This is a genomic window from Aeromonas sp. S12(2024), assembly GCF_041402305.1.
Taxonomy (GTDB): domain Bacteria; phylum Pseudomonadota; class Gammaproteobacteria; order Enterobacterales; family Aeromonadaceae; genus Aeromonas; species Aeromonas veronii.
The window spans coordinates 119,781-135,982 of record NZ_JBGLRB010000007.1 but is presented as its reverse complement, the minus strand read 5'-3'; the positions used below and the strand labels follow the sequence as shown (position 1 = coordinate 135,982).

General features: G+C 49.7%; 15 protein-coding genes and 1 pseudogene. 13 read left to right on the top strand and 3 right to left on the bottom strand.

Features of this window, described 5'->3' with window-relative positions:
- The first annotated feature begins 42 nt into the window (after window positions 1–42).
- The 6 genes from ACB035_RS09245 to ACB035_RS09220 all read left to right on the top strand — a co-directional run bounded on the left by ACB035_RS09245 (window position 43) and on the right by ACB035_RS09220 (window position 7,589).
- Window positions 43–1,260, top strand: a complete 1,218-nt coding sequence (locus tag ACB035_RS09245; RefSeq protein ID WP_371167136.1) for a CaiB/BaiF CoA transferase family protein — start codon at window positions 43–45, stop codon at window positions 1,258–1,260.
- Window positions 1,241–2,479, top strand: a complete 1,239-nt coding sequence (locus ACB035_RS09240; protein WP_371167135.1) for a CynX/NimT family MFS transporter — start codon at window positions 1,241–1,243, stop codon at window positions 2,477–2,479. Before ACB035_RS09245 ends, ACB035_RS09240 begins: the two co-directional genes overlap by 20 nt.
- Before the next feature lies 1 nt (window position 2,480).
- On the top strand, window positions 2,481–3,431 hold the full coding sequence (locus ACB035_RS09235) for a TauD/TfdA dioxygenase family protein (RefSeq protein WP_371167134.1): 951 nt from the start codon (window positions 2,481–2,483) through the stop codon (window positions 3,429–3,431).
- A gap of 329 nt (window positions 3,432–3,760) precedes the next feature.
- Entirely contained in the window at window positions 3,761–5,125 is a 1,365-nt protein-coding gene (locus ACB035_RS09230) for an MFS transporter (RefSeq protein ID WP_371167133.1), read from the top strand.
- Complete coding sequence (locus ACB035_RS09225) at window positions 5,122–6,249, top strand: DUF3419 family protein (protein WP_371167132.1); 1,128 nt, start codon at window positions 5,122–5,124, stop codon at window positions 6,247–6,249. The genes ACB035_RS09230 and ACB035_RS09225 overlap by 4 nt, the downstream gene beginning before the upstream one ends.
- A 26-nt stretch (window positions 6,250–6,275) precedes the next feature.
- Window positions 6,276–7,589, top strand: a complete 1,314-nt coding sequence (locus tag ACB035_RS09220) for a phenylacetate--CoA ligase family protein (protein WP_371167131.1) — start codon at window positions 6,276–6,278, stop codon at window positions 7,587–7,589.
- Between the two features lie 55 nt (window positions 7,590–7,644).
- Here ACB035_RS09220 and ACB035_RS09215 read toward each other — a convergent pair.
- Window positions 7,645–7,905, bottom strand: a pseudogene (locus tag ACB035_RS09215) (integrase core domain-containing protein); the annotation flags it as partial.
- 543 nt (window positions 7,906–8,448) lie between these two features.
- Between ACB035_RS09215 and ACB035_RS09210 the strand changes: the two are divergent.
- The 7 genes from ACB035_RS09210 (at window position 8,449) to ACB035_RS09180 (ending at window position 12,957) form a co-directional block, all read left to right on the top strand.
- On the top strand, window positions 8,449–8,859 hold the full coding sequence (locus ACB035_RS09210; RefSeq protein WP_371167130.1) for a hypothetical protein: 411 nt from the start codon (window positions 8,449–8,451) through the stop codon (window positions 8,857–8,859).
- 137 nt (window positions 8,860–8,996) lie between these two features.
- A complete protein-coding gene (locus tag ACB035_RS09205) occupies window positions 8,997–9,221 on the top strand; it encodes a helix-turn-helix transcriptional regulator (protein WP_371167129.1) in 225 nt (74 codons plus the stop codon).
- 11 nt (window positions 9,222–9,232) lie between these two features.
- Window positions 9,233–10,915: a DUF927 domain-containing protein gene (locus tag ACB035_RS09200; protein ID WP_371167128.1), complete on the top strand. Its 1,683-nt coding sequence runs from the start codon at window positions 9,233–9,235 to the stop codon at window positions 10,913–10,915.
- A 51-nt stretch (window positions 10,916–10,966) separates the two neighbouring features.
- On the top strand, window positions 10,967–11,230 hold the full coding sequence (locus tag ACB035_RS09195) for a pyocin activator PrtN family protein (protein ID WP_159157671.1): 264 nt from the start codon (window positions 10,967–10,969) through the stop codon (window positions 11,228–11,230).
- Window positions 11,231–11,812: 582 nt separating this feature from the next.
- Window positions 11,813–12,271, top strand: coding sequence for a zinc uptake transcriptional repressor Zur (zur, locus tag ACB035_RS09190; RefSeq protein ID WP_005335805.1), 459 nt, complete (start codon window positions 11,813–11,815; stop codon window positions 12,269–12,271).
- Window positions 12,261–12,722, top strand: a complete 462-nt coding sequence (locus tag ACB035_RS09185) for a chemotaxis protein CheX (RefSeq protein WP_005335807.1) — start codon at window positions 12,261–12,263, stop codon at window positions 12,720–12,722. The genes zur and ACB035_RS09185 overlap by 11 nt, the downstream gene beginning before the upstream one ends.
- Window positions 12,723–12,726: 4 nt before the next feature.
- Complete coding sequence (locus ACB035_RS09180; RefSeq protein WP_040066994.1) at window positions 12,727–12,957, top strand: hypothetical protein; 231 nt, start codon at window positions 12,727–12,729, stop codon at window positions 12,955–12,957.
- Window positions 12,958–13,030: 73 nt separating this feature from the next.
- Here ACB035_RS09180 and brnQ (ACB035_RS09175) read toward each other — a convergent pair whose 3' ends face one another.
- Together brnQ (ACB035_RS09175) and brnQ (ACB035_RS09170) are read right to left on the bottom strand one after the other, a co-directional pair.
- Window positions 13,031–14,308: a branched-chain amino acid transport system II carrier protein gene (brnQ, locus tag ACB035_RS09175; RefSeq protein ID WP_371167155.1), complete on the bottom strand. Its 1,278-nt coding sequence runs from the start codon at window positions 14,306–14,308 to the stop codon at window positions 13,031–13,033.
- 448 nt (window positions 14,309–14,756) lie between these two features.
- Window positions 14,757–16,061: a branched-chain amino acid transport system II carrier protein gene (gene brnQ, locus ACB035_RS09170; RefSeq protein ID WP_371167127.1), complete on the bottom strand. Its 1,305-nt coding sequence runs from the start codon at window positions 16,059–16,061 to the stop codon at window positions 14,757–14,759.
- Window positions 16,062–16,202: the final 141 nt, after the last annotated feature.

The window sequence follows — 16,202 nt, the reverse complement described above, 5'->3', positions numbered from 1 at the left end:
TGTCCAAATACTGACTGGAAAAATAACATGTGCCATTTACCTATGTCTGAGTTAACGGTAGTGGATTTAACACGTCATAGAGCTGGCCCTGTGACGTCCCGGCTTTTTGCTGACTGGGGCGCGGCCGTGATTAAAATCGAAGAACCAACCGACCGTGGTGACAGTATGGGGGGGGCACGAGAAGGATTTGATTATCAAAACTTACACCGGAACAAGCTCAGTTTATCGGTGAATCTCAAGACTGACGAAGGTCAGATGATCTTAAAGCGTCTTGTGGCAAAGGCGGATATTGTACTTGAAAACTTCAGGCCTGAAGTGAAATTCCGCTTAGGTGTGGATTATGAGTCTCTTAAGGCAATTAATCCCCGAATTATCTGCGGCAGCATAAGCGGCTTTGGCCAGCAAGGTCCATGTGCCAGTCGGCCTGCAGTGGATCAAATTATACAAGGTGTATCCGGCATCATGTCTCTGACAGGGACTCCGGATACGGGACCATTGCGCACAGGCGTAGCTATCGCGGATGTAAGCGCCGGGATGAATCTGGCCATTGCAGTGTTAATGGCCCTTTATCAACGTGAACTGACGGGCGAAGGGCAATGGGTGACAACATCATTGCTGGAATCGACCTTAGCGATGATGGACTTTCAAGTTGCCCGGTGGCTCCATGATGGGACATTACCGCAACGGATGGGGAATGATCATCCTACATTAATGCCCACAGGTGTTGTGAAAACGCTCGACGGAGAAATAAACATTGCTGCCGCCGAGGATGATAAATTCTCCATTTTGTGTGAACTCTTAGAGCTGGGCGCATTGTACGAACGTCCTGAATATCAGGACATCCACGCACGATCCAATAATCGTGTTGCTTTGATGGCTCTGATTGAGTCAGTAACTAAGAACCATGAGAGTGATGATCTCATTTTCCGGCTGAACGACAAAGGTATTCCTTGCGGTCCTGTCTATGATGTTGGCCAGGCTATGTCTAATCCTCAGATAGATGCGCTCAATATGAAGTGTTCTGTTACCCATCCACGTTTGGGTGAGATGTTGTTGGTGGGCCAACCGATACAACTGGGAGCCTATCCTGCGTTTGACGTTATCAGACAACCTGCACCAGAGCATGGTGAACATACTCGACAGTTATTGACTGATCTCCTTGCGTTTACGCCTGAACAAGTCGACAGCTTTGAAAAGAGTCGGTGCATTTCTCTTTCTGACAAAAAGTCGGTAAGGAGTCATGATGACGTTATTATCTAAGAATTTCTCGAGTCTTGAAAGAATGCCTTGGTTTGGGTTGGTATTACTGTGGCTGGCTGGAGCCGGGACCCGGCTAACGATTCTGGCAACTCCGCCAGTAATTTCACAGATTCATGCTGAAATGGCTCTCACGGAAACTCAAGTTGGGGTGATCTCTGGTATTCCCCCTATCTTGTTTGCGGCGGCCGCGGTTCTGGGGGCACTCCTGATCTCAAAAGCTGGGGCCCTCAAAACTCTCGTGGCGGGTTTGTTGATCACTGGTATCGGCTCTGGACTGCGCGGATCCGTGGATACGGCTATGGCCATGTACCTGGCTACTTCTGTTACAGGGTTAGGGGTGGCGTTTATGCAGCCAGCGTTGCCATCCATCGTTGCCAGCTGGTATCCCAAACATATCGTGTTTGCAACAGCTATTTATGTAAATGGTATGTTGCTTGGCGGTGAGGTTATCCCCGTGGCGATCACCGATACCTTGCTGGTGCCTTGGCTGGGTTCTTGGCGAGAGGCTTATAAGTTTTGGGGCATTGTCTCGTGGTTAATCGCTGGTCTGATTTATTTTGGCGTGCCCCAAAATAATGCTGCTGGCCAGCGATTGGGGAGCGGTGCCAAATGGTGGCCTGATTTCCGACAAACAAACCTCTGGAAACTGGGGCTTATGATGGGATGTGTGAATGCCACGTATTTTTCGACCAACTTTTTTATTCCTCGGTTTTTGGATGAAATAGGTGCAGCATCACAGACACCGTCAGCATTGATTGTATTGAATCTTGGCCAGATACCCGCTTCCATACTTTTGTTGATGGCCACAGGTTCTGTGGCGAAGTCTCGTATGCCTTATCTGTTGTCCTCTGTTGGATTATTGGGAGCCTTGGCGATGGTCGCACTCTATCAAGCGGAGGCTATTGTTCCTGCAGCCGCGATCGTTGGCTTTTTCTCTGCCATCGTACTGATTTTGATGCTTGGGCTTCCAAGTTTGGTGAGTCAGGCCAATGAGGTCCACCGTGTATCGTCATTGATGCTGACCATTGGCTACGCCTGCGCCGTGATCACTCCTGTGGTAAGTGGCTTTTTATGGGACCAGACCGGCCACCCTGAAAGTGCTTTTTATCCTATGATGGTGTGTTCAGTGATGCTCTTTCTTTGTGCAACGAAACCTATTATTGATAACACGGCAACCAACCGCATGGCAGTTAAATTGAATAAGACGACTGGAGATTAAGATGAGAAGTAGCCCTGAGTTTACCTTGAAAAAATTGAGTCCTTTTTTTGTCGCAGAAATTTCCAAACTGGACATGCGGGAGCCACTGAGTGATACGACAATTGCTCAGCTCGAGGAGGCATTGTGTGAGCATGAAGTACTGGTTTTCCCAGATCAAATTTTGTCGTCGGAAGACATCTTAAGGATAGGACGATATTTTGGCCAACTCACTGTACATCCTTTTGCTGAGAATAGTGAAGAACATCCGGAACTCATTGTCTTTGATTACAAAGATGGTAACCCACCAGTATTGACCGACAGGTGGCACACGGATGAGTCCTATAAGCGCTGTCCTCCCAAAGCGACCATGCTTTATTCACACGTTGTGCCTGAAATCGGTGGTGATACTTGCTTTAGTAGTATGACAACTGCATACGAATTTTTATCCAAAAAAATGCGTGAATACTTGCAAGGGTTAGAAGGCATTCACGATTTCTCACCTTATAAGTTTCTATTTCCTGAAACTGAAGCGGGACAGGCGCTCTTGCGTCAGAAAGAGCTGGAATATCCGCCAATATCTCACCCAGTTATTCGAGTGCATCCTATCACTGGGAAAAAAGCACTCTTTGTCAATCAGAGTTACACCCGGGCAATTCAGGGAATGACACAGCGTGACAGTGAAGCGTTACTGATGCAGCTATTCAACGCTACGTCGGTGCTTGAGTATCAATATCGCCATCACTGGAAACCTAATATGTTGGTACTGTGGGATAACCGCTCGGTGCAGCATGCTGCTGTTCATGATTATTACCCGAATCATCGTCATATGGAGAGGGTGACTATTGCTGGTGACAAGCCAATCGGTGCAGTGCCTGCGACTAGAATGGAAGAACTACAGACTTTTAAGGTTCCGCGCTACGATCACAACGATTCACGACGGGCACGTCGTCAGTTTGAAATCGAAACATATTAATACCTTTCCTGCTTCGGGAGAGCATCTCTTGGAGGTTGTTAACTTCTCATTGTTTTTTGTTGTTTGGGAGGAAAGCATTTTCCCAAACTACAGGACTTTCGATTGAATCAACGACAAAAAAAGTCAGCAGAGAAAATAGCCTACAACACAGAGAAGCACTTTGAACGGGGCAGGATTAAAAGGGTCTATTGTCCGTGCTACTGAATTGTCGCTGTTCATGCGGCATGACGACGATGCACAGGTTCTGCCAGACAGAAATAACAAATTAAATAAACTGAGAGATAAGCAGCCTCAGGCTTTCATTCACCTATTCGTAAAGGGAACGTGTTTTGAAATATACAGAATCCATCAGTATTCACCAGGCGATTAAAACTGCCAAGGTGTCCTCTTTTCATATTTACATTCTTTTACTATGTTTAAGCATTCTTATTTTTGATGGTTTTGATACTGCGTTGATGGGGTATGTTGCACCCTCCATTATCGAGCAATGGGGAATTACCAAAGCTGATCTGGGACTTGCAATGAGTGCAGCACTTATCGGCCTAGCTATCGGGGCTATTGTGTCGGGACCGGTCTCAGATCGGCTGGGCAGAAAGCCAATTATTGTTTTTTCTGTGATCATATTTGGAGTGTGCTGCATCGCTACAACACAGGCTATCAACGTGAATCAACTGGTATTCTGGAGGTTGTGCACCGGGATCGGGATCGGGGCAGCAATGTCGAATGCGTTAACCATTATTTCGGAGTTTGCCCCAGAACGATACAAATCTCTGATGGTGAATACGGTGTTCTGTGGTTTTCCTTTTGGCGCTGCATTAAGCGGCGGGCTGGCATCTTGGCTTATCCCGAATTTTGGATGGCACAGTGTATTCATCTTTGGGGGAATACTGCCGTTGCTACTGCTAGTTCCGATCATCCTGACGCTGCCAGAAAGTATTCTGTTTCAACTGAACCAGCCTGGAACAGAATCTAAAATTAGAAAGAGTGTCCATCGGCTGTTAGGTGCAAGACACGTAAACCTTTCTGTCAGCCCAACGTCAGTGTCAGAGTCTGCGACAACCCCAATCAGGGATATACTCTCGAGGTCAATGTTACCTGCGACAGTGTTGCTTTGGCTTGCTTATTTTATGGGGCTGCTCATTTTTTATGTTGTTACCAGCTGGATGCCGATTCTCATGGGGGAAGCCGGTTATGATCTGCAGCATGCGGCATTTTTGACTGCATTATTTCCGCTTGGTGGCGCAGTTGGCACCATTGTTTCTGGGCTGATAATGGACAAAATAACACCACACAAAATTGTGGCGTTTAACTACTTCATAACAGGACTGCTTCTGTTCTCAATTGGTTTTTTATCAGACATTTATCTGTTGGGATTATTTATTTTGTTAGCGGGTACTGTCATGAATGGGGCGCAGGCTTCTATGGGCTCCATCGCAGCACTTCATTATCCGACGTCTTCAAGAGCGACCGGTGTTTCATGGATGCTCGGAATGGGCCGCGCAGGAGGTATTGTTGGTGCCATGATGGGGGCGTGGCTCTTCCAACTTGGTCTGGATCATAAAGGGATATTTAAAACATTGCTTATTCCCAGTCTGTTTGCAGCCCTCGCACTGCTAGGGTTGATGTTAAAGCTGAAATGGGAAAAACGCCGTTTATCTGAGAGCGAATTGATAAACAGTGAAGCTTGTTTATGAAAAGCCTGTATTCTCATCAGTCACAGTCTTCCTGCGATGGGGTGGATCTGCCTCTCATGTACGGTCAGGGACGAGAAGACATTAGGGTTGACCTCAACGCTTTATCAATTCAGCCCTCTGATAAGGTCCTAGTCATTAGTTCCGGTGGTTGTTCTGCACTGCGGCTATTGGCTGAAGGTCCTGCATTGATGACGTCAATAGACTTGAATCGTTCACAAAACTATCTGCTTGAGCTCAAACGAGCTGCAATCAGAGTGTTCGAGCGCTCAGCTTGCATCAAATTTTTCGGTGAAGAAGATGCTTCCCCGCAGGAGCGACAAGGCTGGTTGGATATGCTCTGGGATGACTTGCCAGATGACGCAGCAGCCTACTGGAAAACACATCGTAGGCAGGTGAACCGCGGAGTTAATTATGCTGGCCGGACGGATCGACTGAGTCGTATCACAGGGCTGATTCTGCGGTATCTTATCCACTCCCCTAGAGTCTTTGATGAGATTATGGATCTTCAAACGCTTGAGGAGCAGCGAACTTATTTCAGAGAGCGATTCAATAATCGGCGCTGGCGGGCATTTTTACGCCTGTTCCTTAATTCTTATACATTAAGAAGAATTTATGGTGAAGGATTTTCAAAATATTTGTCTAACGATACTTCGCTGTCTCAGCATCTGGAACGTAAGATAGAAAAAGCCTTTTACTCAACCATGCTCAAAAAAAATTTTTTGATGACTCAGCTGCTCTTTGGCTGCCCTCCAGCTGGAGGCTCTTGTGCATCTTATCTTTCTGATTATTGTTATCAACGGGTAAAGCAAAACCTTGAAAAATTGCATGTTGTCAGCGCTAACCTTTTAGACTTCATCACCCGGGAAGACATGCAGAAAACCTATTCCAAAGTAACACTGTCAAATGTCATTGAGTGCATTCCCCAAGATGCTTTGCGGCTATTATTTATACAGCTTTCTGAGTTTTTGCCCAGTGGAGGTGTGGTAGTAACGCGTTCGATGATCGGCCACCAGAAGTACAATCTGCCTCCAGAGCTCGAAATTGATCATAACCTGAGTGAGCGACTCACGGATCAAGAACAAACGTACATGTACTCTAAAGTGTCGGTAATCAAGAAACGATAACGCTTATTTAAAAGTAGAGTGACCATATGAATATAACAAAATTGAAGACTGCAATTTCCTATGCGGCTAATCGTCAGTTTTATCAGAAACATTGGAGCGATTACGTGGATTTGACAACACCAGAATTTACCGTAGCGCTGTTTGAGCAGATTCCTGTAGTGCGAAAACATCATCTGCGGGACCACTGGGAGGACATCATGGAATACGGTGATGTGACTGATTTTGTGAGCTCATCGGGCACGACCGGCCGCCCTGTTGATATACCAGTACATCGTTTGCAAGAGCAGATTTGGGTGAGTTCAGTCGGTAGGGTCTTAAGTGAAATGGGGGTTCAACCTGGCGACTTTGTAATCCAAATGTTGAGCAATAACGATATGTATACGCTGGGTATGCTGGTGTGCCAAGCAGCAAAACAGCAGGGGGTTGGTGTTTTTCGCTGCTCGCCCCAGCGAGTGAACCGCTTAGTCGATATTATGAAATACCATCGCCCTAAATTTATTGTGGGAAATCCACTATTCCTGCTGGAGATTGCTGAACGACTGGGGGATGCTTTTCCAAGCAAAGATTTATTACCTAAGGTAGCATACTTGGCAGCTTGTGCTTCTTTTGATGCCAATAACCGTTTAACGGCAGCAGCGCAAAAAGTGAAGGAGGTTTGGGGCTTCGAGTTAATGCTCAACGAATATGGATGCAGCGAGATCGGCTCTATCGGATTCGAATGCGGTCATCACAACGGTTTTCATATTAATGATGACTACTTGCATGTGGAACTTCTTGATCCAGAGACGGGCAAGCCAGTAAAAGAGGGAGAACCGGGAGAGGTAGTTGTCACAACTTTGACACAGCCGCGAGGATTTGCGGCGGTGCGTTATGCAACAGGAGATATTGCCAGTGAATTGTCAACGCAGCGTTGCACTTGTGGTCGCTATGGTCCAAGACTAGGGGCGATCATCGGACGTATCGATCATCAACTGAAAGTCAAAGGTCAAAATCTGTATCCAGAATTTGTACTGGATATTGTTGAGTTGCAGAAGTGTACCGATAGAGCTGTTCTTGTCCGGTATCGAGACTCGCTCGAGAGAGATGTGGTTGTCGTGTGGGTCGAACTAAAGAGTGACTATCTGGGCAAACCAGTGCAAGCAGAAAAACAGCTGTCTGAGGCTTTGATGGAACATATCGCTGTCGGCCCTGAAATTTGTATTGTGGAACCTGGTACTATTGCAAGATATATTGCCGATAAAATGTCGCAGTCTAATGGCGTAAAAGTACCGAGACTGATTGATATTGATAGTGAACAACTATCTCTTAAACATAAACTTTCAAAACAACAACAATGTTAAGAGGAGTGTACAGATCTAGTTATCACCTGACACCGGCCTCAAACCGGTGTCTTGTTTACGCTACTTTAGTGCGCACTTCCTTCGGTATCAATTTCAGCCCCTTCTTGAACATGCTGTAGGGGGGTCTGACCCTCCCTCTCCTGCCCTGATGTGACCGCAGGGTGTTGTAGTTCTCCAGGTAGCTATCCAGGTCTGTCTACATCTGCTCTACCGACTCATACCAAGTCGTTCTCCCCTTGATAAGGAAGTATTCATCCAGCAAGGTTCGATGCAGCCGCTCGATAAAGCCGTTGCTCTGCTGCCTACGGGTAGGGGTACCGTTTTGTTATCCGGTTTGAAGCCACATGACCACTCCCTTTTGTAAGTAACAGTCAGGTGAATAGCATCTCCATACAAACTAATTCCGCGCAGAGCTCGATAGAGACCTTCCACAATTGTGGAATTCATGCAGCAAGATTCCAGATAGATAGTTATGTGGAAAGGATCTGGCTGGGGTTTGTTCAGGACTTGATGGCAAGTTTCCAGAGCCTTACTTTGGTCATAGAGAGGCCTTCGCTCACACCTCTCATGCATTTCACAAGTCAGGCATCAAGTTTGTACATATAGAACAATTTTCAATATTTTTCATGTGGTTATTGAGAAATTCCCCATCGTGAGACATCCTTTCTGATATGTACTGTTTGAGGGTTAGGCAATGACCGAAGGCTTCTTATATGGTATGGCACTACTGCTGGTTTTTTTTACCTTGGTGTTTATCTGGTCGCTGTACAGCTACCGCAAACAGCACTCGACGAAAAACCCAAGCCAGCATGACTGAAGAGTTGCATTTTTCTGCCTCGTGTTAACCTATTGGCAATAGGTGAACAGAGGAATTCAGCATGCGCCATGTGAAAAACATATTTATGATGTTAATCGTCACCATAGGATTGATGGCGATTCAGGACACCAAGTTCGGCTGGCTGCTGGTTTGTTACCCTGTCACACTGTGGGGCTGGCCCCTCTTGTCCTTTATGGTTGGACATCCTATCCGCTTTTATTTGTTGATATTCCTCTTTGTCTCATCACTGTTTTTATACTGGCAGGTCGCATTATCAATGTTGTTTTCAATATTGGTGATATGGGTTTACAAAACAAAGGATACACTGCCATCACGCCCAAAATCTGGCACCGTTATCAAAAATTACTACTTCTGGTGAAGAGTCAAGAAAGAGCAAGAGATTTCACATGTGAAAGTTTCACTCTATTAGCGCATCAAAAAACAATACGCTAATAACCAGTAAATGGACCTATAAAACCAGCGCATGAGCTAAAGGCTCCATTATATTGTTTTATAAATGAATTTTATTTTTTCATTTTGTCCTAAAAGGGCAGTTTCAGCGACGATGTTTTCTACCTACAACATTCAGAATGCTCCTGCCAACAAATGAAAAAACCGGAGGATGTATGGCTGAAACACAAAAGAGAACATTGTTAACGATGGCTGAAGTTGTTGAACTGACTTCCCTTTCACAGTCGACAGTACGGCGCCTTGTAAAAGCAGGAATCTTACCAGTCCCCATCAGGTTAGGCCCCACCGGACGTTCAATTAGATTAAAGCTGTCGGACATTCAGCAATATCTAAATAACATTTGAGGGAGGTGCTTATGGAGTTTCGATTACTGCCAGATGCACTGGAATGCAGGGAATCCGAACGCTGGGTAAAGATTGGAGGGCACATCAAGGTGCGAGTCCGAACCCGCGCGGCCGATCAGAAGCGTAGCTATGGCATCCTGCTTGAGTGGAAAAATCTGGATGGGGTGTACTTACAAGATATCGTCTTAGTTAAGCATCTTCAGGGTGATAACAGCAGGCAGGTTCGGGAAATGCTGATCGATTCTGGCTATCCACTGGAACTTAGCCCCCACGCATGGCCACGTATCCAGCGCTATCTACTCAGTGAGATCCAACGTGCTGAACCTGCGACCTGTGCTGAACGAACCGGGTGGCACCGAGAAGGTTTTGTCACTCCAAGCTGGGGGGCCCCCAGAAATAATGAAAAGCTGTATCTTCTGCGCAGGGGACTGGATATGGAGCTGAGGTCATCTGGCACGCTGGAACAGTGGCAGGAAGAGATTGGCAAAGTCTGCATTGGTAATCCGCTGCTGATTTTTTGCTGTGGAGTCGCTCTGAGTGCGCCTCTGCTCAGTAGCTCAGGCGTCGAAAACGTGATCTTCCATCTCTATGGCGACTCGGGCACTGGTAAATCCACAGCAATGAAGGTAGCGACTTCAGTCTTAGGCGATGAGCCACTCATGCGAACCTGGTTGAGCACAGCCAATGGCCTAGCTGCGGCCGCAGCACTACACCACGATGTCCCGCTTTTTCTGGATGAATTATCTCAGGCCAAAGCTGAAGATGCGGATGTAGCTGTCTACTCAATTTGTAATGGTAGACCCAAGCTGAGATCCAACGAAACGGGCCAATTAGCCATAGGCGAATCTTGGCGAACCATTGCCCTGTCAAACGGGGAGGTAACGCTGGCTGAACACTTGGCACAACTAGGTAAAGAACCATTGGCAGGACAGCTGAGCCGAGTGATTGAGATCCCGATAACAGGCCAGTATGGCATGTTTGATACACTCCACGGCTTCAAACGGGGAGACCTGCTGTCAGACGAGTTAAAGCGACGTTGTAAATGCTACTACGGCACCTTGTTCCCTGCATGGGTAAGCCGATTGGTTAGTTATGAGGAGGCGGAGCTAGCACGAAAAGTTTCGGATCTCCTCAATTATCGTAGCGAGCTGATGAAAGAAGACGCGGAGACCACCCTTGGCTATTCCGTCAGTCCACAAGTGATGCGAGTGATCCGGCGTTTTGCCCTGGTCCAGGTCGCGCTGATAATGGCAAACAATTTCAGCCTACTGCCTTGGCTTGAGCATCACTCCGTGGATGCGGTCAACCATGCTTTTAGCCAATGGCTAAAACACCGTGGCCATGGTCTAGATACCGAGGATTATCGGTTGTTCTATATGCTGAAGGCAGCCATACAGGCTTGGGGACCGCATATAAGGCCGCAGGAAGGCCGGTTGAACTCTGGGGTTGGTTACTACAGAACACATCAGGGGGAGCAGCAATGGTTAATCAAACCTGATGTGCTGAAAAATGCGCTGAATTTGCGCCCTCAATACCGTTCACAGATGCTGCGATTAGTCAAAAGAGATTGGTTGCAATTCAATGAGTTAGATAGATTGACTCTCAAAGTCGTACAGGAGAAAAAATCGGTCCGCTATTTTGCCATCTGGCCAGAACGTATCAAGAGAGGCTTGACCGAGCTGGAGGTTGATTGAATGGATTTCCCGGTTTTCCCAGTTCCATCGGCTCTGTTGTGAGGTGACAGCATGCAAACCGTTTTTATGCTCCTAGCACAATACGAGAAACCAGTCGTACTTCTAAAAGATATATGCAATGAATATTTTGGCTTGTCGTATCAAACTGCCAGACAGCGGGCAAACGCAGGGATGCTACCCATCCCAACGTTCAGAACCAGCCAAAAGAGCGACTATCTGGTACACCTGACTGACCTAGCCAACTATATAGACCAGCAGAGGGAGAAAGAAACACGCAGGTTAACGGCGATCACGAAGATGGAGGCTCGAAGATAATCTCCTGGAAAGGCCAGCCCGCGCATCGCGGGCTTTTTTTATTTTTGGTCTTTGTCAGTGGTCTGATGCAGGTGGTAGACGCCCCTGACAGCACAGCAAACAGATCAAGGAATGCACATAGGCAGAACAGTATGGCGATACTGCTACCCATGTTCCCTCCTATTCGCTCTTAAGATCTCGAGTGGGTATAATCAAATGGTCACCAACATAAACATAACCTGTTGATGATATTGATTTTTGTCTTTAACGAACAAAGTTGTTGGGACATATTCGCAAATAGACGAGAAGAGCAGAAAAACTTGAGAACAACACCTGTTTAAAGCCATTTTGGCAACAACCTGCCCCATATCTGCCCCATGGAAATTGAAGCCCACGCCTGATAAGGGCTAGGGAAAAAATCTCACCAATCCAGCATGGGGGCAATGGAAAAACGCTGCGCCTGCATAAAAATCATCCGGGTTGGCTAAAGAAAGGGGCGGATTTTATCACAACGTGAAGCAGCCCCAGAAAATGAATTTTGTCGCCGCGCCATGCGAGGCCCTGTGATAGTATCCGGCTAATAGAAAGGGTATCTGCGCGATCATGAATCAAGACCAACTTTTACAACGAGCCGAGCGACTCTGTATACAGCGAGGGATCCGCTTCACCCCGACCCGACGTCAGGTATTTCGCCTGCTGGCGGCACACGGCAACGCCATCAGCGCCTATGATTTGTTGGCCCAGCTGCAACAAACCGAAGCCAATGCCAAGCCGCCAACCGTCTATCGGGCACTCGATTTTTTGCTCGAACAGGGCTTTGCTCACAAGGTGGAATCTCTCAACGCGTTTATCTTCTGCTGCCACTTCGATCACGCTCACCCGATGCAGTTGCTGATCTGCGACGAGTGCGGGGATGTGGTCGAGCTTCACGATACGGCGATCGATAGCGCGTTTTCCGAGCAGGCCCACTTGCATGGTTTTACTATTACCAATAAGACGATAGAGGCACATGGCCAATGTGCCCGTTGTACGCCCACTGTAGGAAGTCATCATGAAGGCTGATTTTGTAAATCCGTTCCTGCTATCCCTGCTCAATGTGCTCTCGACCATGGCACAGCTGGAACTCAAACCGGGCAAACCGAAACGCAAGATGGATGAGCTGGCGCGCGGCGACGTCTCCGGCCTGATTGGCATGGTCGGCCCGCAGACCCGCGGTTCCCTCTCCATCAGCTTCGAGAAGGGGCTGGCGCTGGAGATCATGCGCCGCATGCTGGGGGAAGCGCCCGCCAACATCAACGAAGAGGTGACCGACATGGTCGGTGAAATCACCAACATGGTGACCGGCGGTGCCAAGCGGATGCTGGGCGAGAAGGGCTACGAGTTTGACATGGCTACCCCCATCATCGTCTCCGGCCCCAATCACACCATTACCCACCGTGCCGATGGCACCAAGATCATGATGCCGTTCGAATCTGATTTCGGTCGCGCCACTATCGAAATCTGCTTCGAGTAACCCTATGTGGAAAGCATTGAAATGGATTTTCATCTGCTGGGCCCTGCTGTTGATCCTGTCGGACATTCAGATCAGCACCTCCCTCTACAAGTACGAAGATAACCGGGTGCTCATCAACTTCCCGCGCTGGGAAGCCAAGCAGCCCTGGGGCACCTTCGAGTGGCATGCCGGACGGGTAGAAACCCACTGGTATGGTCTGGAGGGCAAACCCAAGCCGTCAGGCCCGCAAATCTGATCCGGTAACGGATCCGGCAGAAACAGAAGAGGCCAGCAGTTGCTGGCCTCTTTGCTATCTCGTTGATCCTGAATCAAGCCGCTTCGGCAGCCAGCTTACCGCTTGGTCGCATCAAGATGCCGACGATGCAGGCCAGCAGAGTCGGCAGCAGCCAGGCAAGCCCCTTGTCGAACAGCGGCAGGAAGGCAAAGCCGTCCATCGCCATCCCGGCAGCCCCCAGCCCATCGAGGCAACCAAACAGAAAGGCGACCGTCAGCACACCGCGAAACACCAGCCGTGGCTGGGCAAACCATCCCTTGAGGAAGGTCACCAGCACCAGCGCGATGGCAACCGGATAGATGGCCACCAGCACCGGGATGGAGAGGCCGATCAATTCGCTCAACCCCACATTGGCCACCACTGCACAGAGCGCCCCCAGCAGGATCACCCAGTTGCGATAGGCCCAACCTGTCAGGCCATGGAAGTAGTCGGCACCGGCACAGAGCAGGCCGACAGCACTGGTAAAACAAGCCAGGGTGATGATGGCAGCCAGAATAAACTGACCCGGTTGACCAAACAGACTCAGGACGTAGGCATTGACGATGGCGCCGCCGTTGCTGATATCGCTCGCCACCCCACCGGCACTGTTGCCCAGCTGAAAGAGCGAGACATACACCGCCGACAACCCGACCGCCGAGATCAAGCCTGCAATGGTCAGATATTTGAACTGACTGCGATAATCCTCGATCCCCTTCTGACGCAGCAGACCTATGATCAGGGCGCCAAACATCAGGGAGGCCAGGGTATCCATGGTGTTGTACCCTTCCAGCATCCCTTTGGTCAGGGCTGCATCTATGTACTCACCGCTGGCATCAGGCATGGTGCCCTGCGGCGTCATAAAGACCCCGACCGCCAGAATAAGCAGCATCGCCATCAGGGCTGGGGTCAGATACTTGCCGACCGCATCGAGCAGCTTGCCCCGATCGAGCGCCACCAGGATCACCAGCGCAAAGAAACTAATGGTGTAGATCAGCAGCCCCGCATGACCGGCATCGCCGAGCCAGGGCTTGAGCCCCATCTCGTAGGCGACCAGACCGGTGCGGGGAATGGCAAAAGCAGGCCCCATGATGATATAGATGGCGATGGCTAGTGCCGTCGCAGCCCCGGCGGGCAGATAGCGGGTCATTCCGGTCCAGCCACTCGCGCCGCCCCCCGAACTCCCCTTGGCCACCGCAATCAGGGTGATCAGCGGCAAGCCCACTGCCGTTAGCAAAAAGCCGCACATAGCGGCCAGCAGATGCTCACCAGCCATAAAACCGGCCAGCGGCGGAAAAATGATATTGCCAGCCCCCAGATAGAAGGCAAACGTCATAAACCCCAATCCGAATACGTCGGACAACTTCAATGATTTCGTCAAACTCAACCTCATCTGCCTTATCAGCTTGTTATTGATTGCACCCACTGCCTGGCAGATAACCGGTAACAATACCTCTAGCCCCCACACGGCCCGCGGACCGGATGAGGCGCACCACCTTTAGCATAAAGAAGAGGAGTTCGATCTCAATCACCAATTAATATCTTGAAACAATTTACCGCTGCGGAATTAATCGCCGAACAACTCGGTGCTCCATAAACAGGTGTCACACGTGGCGTATGGGAGGCAAGAAGGGGGAACGGGTTATAGCGGCCAAATTCGGCTGCTCAGATGCTATCTGCATACGGTGACAATTACAGCAGCAAAGCGAGGCGAGAAGCGAGGTTCACAGAAAACAAAAGAGCCTGCACGGGGCAGGCTCTTGGCAATATCACATCGCGTGTGATCAGGCAGCTTCGGCAGCCATCTCGGTCGGACGCACCATCACGCCAACTACGCAGGCCAGCAGGGTCGGCATCAGCCAGGCGAGGCCCTTGTCGAACAACGGCAGGAAGGCAAACGCATCCATCTTCATACCGGCAGCACCCAGACCATCCAGGCAACCGAACAGGAAGGCCACCATCAACACGCCACGGAACACCAGACGGGGACGGCCGAAGTAACCCTTCATGAAGGTGACCAGTACCAGCGCCACGGCAACTGGATAGATGGCAACCAGCACCGGAATGGAGAGGCTGATCAGCTGGCTCAGGCCCACGTTGGCTACCACGGCACAGATAACGCCCAGCAACACCACCAGCTTCTTGTAAGCCATGCCGGTCAGATTGTGGAAGAAATCGGAACAGGCAGAGATCAGGCCCACGGCAGTGGTGAAGCAAGCCAGAGTGATGATGGCCGCCAGAATGAACTGACCCGGCTGACCAAACAGGCTCAGTACGTAGGCGTTGACGATGGCGCCACCGTTGCTGACATCGGTCGCCACACCGGCGGCAGTGTTGCCCAGCTGGAACAGGGATACGTACACCACGCTCAGACCAACGGCAGAGATGAGGCCGGCAATGGCCAGATACTTGAACTGGCTCTTGTAATCGTTGATGCCTTTCTGGCGCAGCAGATCGACGATCAGGGCGCCAAACATCAGGGACGCCAGGGTGTCCATGGTGTTGTAGCCTTCCAGGATCCCTTTCACGAAGGGGCTGTTCTGATAGTCACCGGACGCGTCAGGCATGGAGCCTTGCGGCGCTACGAATACCCCGACCGCCAGAGTCAGCAGCAGCAGCATCAGTACCGGAGTCAGGTATTTGCCGATGGCGTCCATCAGCTTGCCCTGGTTCATGGAGACCAGAATGGCCACACCAAAGAAGATCACGGTATAGGCCGCCAGACCCGCCTGCCCCATGTCACCGATGAACGGCTTGAGGCCCATCTCGTAGGCAACCAGACCGGTACGGGGCGCGGCAAAGGCCGGGCCTATGATGATATAGATGGCAACGGCCAGCGCAGTCGCGACACCGGCAGGCAGCAGCTTGGTCATGCCAGCCCAGCCGTTACCGGCTTTCGCCACGGCCAGAATGGTCACCAGAGGCAGGCCCACGGCAGTGACCAGGAAGCCAAACATCGCCAGGGAGAGGTGCTCACCAGCCATGTAACCGGCCAACGGCGGGAAAATGATGTTACCGGCGCCCAAGTAGAAGGCGAAGGTCATAAACCCTAATCCGAGTACATCGGACAATGTGAGTGATTTCGTCAAGTTCAACCTCGTCTGTCTTGTAAATTATTGCTTGTTATAGTTTTTATCGGTCGCTGACCGGGTGTGTTCAGGGGGTATAAAAAAAGAGCCCCGCATGTTTTTTCATCGCAACCAGTGGTTTTAGCTGGTCTGGAGCGGGCG

Bases quoted from the DNA above. Each gene is read 5' to 3' on its own strand.
- ACB035_RS09245 (WP_371167136.1), top strand. From the start codon at position 43: ATGTCTGAGTTAACGGTAGTGGATTTAACACGTCATAGAGCTGGCCCT.
- ACB035_RS09240 (WP_371167135.1), top strand. From the start codon at position 1,241: ATGATGACGTTATTATCTAAGAATTTCTCGAGTCTTGAAAGAATGCCT.
- ACB035_RS09235 (WP_371167134.1), top strand. From the start codon at position 2,481: ATGAGAAGTAGCCCTGAGTTTACCTTGAAAAAATTGAGTCCTTTTTTT.
- ACB035_RS09225 (WP_371167132.1), top strand. From the start codon at position 5,122: ATGAAAAGCCTGTATTCTCATCAGTCACAGTCTTCCTGCGATGGGGTG.
- ACB035_RS09220 (WP_371167131.1), top strand. From the start codon at position 6,276: ATGAATATAACAAAATTGAAGACTGCAATTTCCTATGCGGCTAATCGT.
- ACB035_RS09205 (WP_371167129.1), top strand. From the start codon at position 8,997: ATGCTCCTGCCAACAAATGAAAAAACCGGAGGATGTATGGCTGAAACA.
- ACB035_RS09200 (WP_371167128.1), top strand. From the start codon at position 9,233: ATGGAGTTTCGATTACTGCCAGATGCACTGGAATGCAGGGAATCCGAA.
- ACB035_RS09195 (WP_159157671.1), top strand. From the start codon at position 10,967: ATGCAAACCGTTTTTATGCTCCTAGCACAATACGAGAAACCAGTCGTA.
- zur (WP_005335805.1), top strand. From the start codon at position 11,813: ATGAATCAAGACCAACTTTTACAACGAGCCGAGCGACTCTGTATACAG.
- ACB035_RS09185 (WP_005335807.1), top strand. From the start codon at position 12,261: ATGAAGGCTGATTTTGTAAATCCGTTCCTGCTATCCCTGCTCAATGTG.
- ACB035_RS09180 (WP_040066994.1), top strand. From the start codon at position 12,727: ATGTGGAAAGCATTGAAATGGATTTTCATCTGCTGGGCCCTGCTGTTG.
- brnQ (WP_371167155.1), bottom strand. From the start codon at position 14,308: ATGACGTTTGCCTTCTATCTGGGGGCTGGCAATATCATTTTTCCGCCG.